Annotated in this window: 2 protein-coding genes; both read right to left on the bottom strand. The window is 37.8% G+C overall.

Going from position 1 to position 2,370, the window contains the following annotated elements; genetic code table 11:
* Positions 1-981, bottom strand: a 981-nt coding sequence (locus QZU83_RS10650; RefSeq protein ID WP_295611959.1) for a nucleotide sugar dehydrogenase, incomplete at its 3' end; no start/stop codon positions are given.
* 36 nt (positions 982-1,017) lie between these two features.
* Complete coding sequence (gene metK / locus QZU83_RS10645) at positions 1,018-2,190, bottom strand: methionine adenosyltransferase (RefSeq protein ID WP_295611958.1); 1,173 nt, start codon at positions 2,188-2,190, stop codon at positions 1,018-1,020.
* Positions 2,191-2,370 lie beyond the last annotated feature (180 nt).

Genomic DNA, 2,370 nt, shown 5'->3' with positions numbered 1-2,370 from the left:
ACTGTTACTCTTCATGGTAAGTCTGTAAACACCAACAGTGTTTGGATTTCTTGAAATAATCTCATCAGCAATGAAATCCTTACGTACAATATTGGAATCAACAACAGCCTTTATCATAGTCTGAGGAACATCCTTATAATTTGCCAAAAGCTGTTTTGTATCTTTAGGCAGGCAGTACCCTCCGTATCCGAATGAAGGGTTATTATAGTGTCCGCCAATACGGGGATCCATACATACGCCATCTATAATCATCTGTGTGTCAAGGCCTTTGCTTTGAGCATAGGTATCAAGTTCATTAAAGTAGCTTACCCTCACAGCAAGATATGTGTTGGCAAAAAGCTTGATGGCTTCAGATTCTGTTAGGTGCGTTAATAAGATAGGGATGTCTTGTTCTTGAGAGTTGGACCTTTTTTCCTCTTCCCTTGCACCTTCCAAAAGAAGGTCTGCAAACATCTGTCCGTCTTCTTTTTGCTCATCATCACACCCAACAACAATGCGACTTGGATGTAGATTATCATAAAGAGCTTTTGACTCACGAAGGAATTCTGGAGAAAATATAATATTTTTAACCCCATACTTTTCACGTATGTGTTCTGTATATCCAACAGGTATTGTTGACTTGATGACCATTAAGACATCAGGATTGACTTTAAGAGTCCACTCTATTGCATCCTCAACAGCTGATGTATCAAAGAAATGATTGACATCATCATAATTTGTAGGTGTGGCTATAATAACAAGATCTGCACTTTTATAAGCAGCTTCCTTATCGGTGGTTGTGTGAAGATTAAGTTTCCTTTCCCCATCACGAGTCTCTTTGAAAAATCTTTCTATCTCATCATCCTGAATAGGACTTATAAAATTATTTAGTTTTTCTGCTTTTGACTGCGTTGTTGTAATAGCTGTAACATCATGTTTTTGAGCGAGTAGAACAGCAAGGGAAAGCCCAACATATCCTACACCTGCAACTGTAATTTTCATTTTAAGTTGTCTCCATTTTTTATTTAAGTTCCATAATTATTCAATATACTTTTTTAAATTTTCAACTTTATCAGTTTCTTCCCAAGGACGACCTTCAATACCAAAGTGTCCATATTTAGCAGTTTGTTTATAGGAAGCATCTCTTAAACCAAGAGTTTCGATGATTCCATCTGGAGTTAATTTGAAGTTTTCACGTACGATTTCTTCCATTGTTTTATCACCAATATCCGCTCCGGTTCCAAAGGTATCAACCATTACAGAAGTTGGTTCGGCCACTCCAATTGCATAAGATAGTTGGATTTCACATTTTTCTGCCAATCCGCTTGCTACGATGTTTTTTGCGATGTATCTTGCCATGTAGCATGCACTTCTGTCTACTTTGGTGCAGTCTTTTCCTGAAAATGCTCCTCCACCATGGCGGGCATATCCTCCATAGGTATCTACAATGATTTTACGGCCTGTTAATCCTGCATCTCCGTGAGGTCCTCCGATTTCGAATTTTCCTGTTGGATTGATGTGTTCTTTGGTATCTTGGGTAATTAATCCTTCTGGAATAACTGCTTTGAAGAGTTTTTCACGAATATCTTCTTTTAATTGTTCCTGATTTTCAGACATCGTCTCATCATGCTGGGTTGACAATACCACAGCATCAAGAGAGACCACATTGCCTTCTTTATCATAGTTTACTGATACTTGTGCTTTACCGTCAGGCCTTAAGTATGGAATTTCGCCACTTTCTCGAAGTTCAGTCAATTTATTAGTTAATTTACGTGCTAAGTCAATTGGATATGGCATTAATGATTCGGTTTCATTTGTTGCATAACCGAACATCATTCCCTGATCTCCTGCACCGGTTTCTTCTTCTCCACGGTCAACACCCTGATTGATATCTGGGGATTGTGCGTGTAATCTGTTTACAACTTCACATTTATGTCCATCAAATTCCAAATCAGGATTATCATAACCGATTTCAATAATTGTATCCCTAATGATTTTTTCAATATCCTCATCAGATATGTTTGCAGTCGAAGTTATTTCACCAAATACCATACAAAAATCTGTTGTTACACATGTTTCGCATGCAACGTGGGAATTTTTATCCTGTTCCATATAAGCATCTAATATTGCATCGGAAATGATATCTGCAACTTTATCTGGGTGCCCTTGGGTTACTGATTCTGATGTAAATGTTCTATATATTTCAGTCATTTTTTTCACCAGCATTATGTTCCTTCTTGCCAGTTAGCCATGTAAGCTTTTTGTTTATCTGTTAATGAATCGATCTCAATGCCCATTGCATCTAATTTCATTGATGCTACGGTGTAGTCGATTTCGTCAGGTGCTTTGGTTACTCCAACAGGCAAATCGTTTTCCAGGATGTGTTTTGCT

It is taken from the genome of uncultured Methanobrevibacter sp., assembly GCF_902771435.1.
Lineage (GTDB): Archaea > Methanobacteriota > Methanobacteria > Methanobacteriales > Methanobacteriaceae > Methanocatella.
The sequence above is the reverse complement of the archived record's forward strand: the minus strand, read 5'-3'. Positions and strand labels throughout refer to the sequence as shown.

What these genes read in the sequence shown, in the direction of transcription:
- metK (WP_295611958.1), bottom strand. Translation starts at nt 2,190, where the DNA reads ATGACTGAAATATATAGAACATTTACATCAGAATCAGTAACCCAAGGG.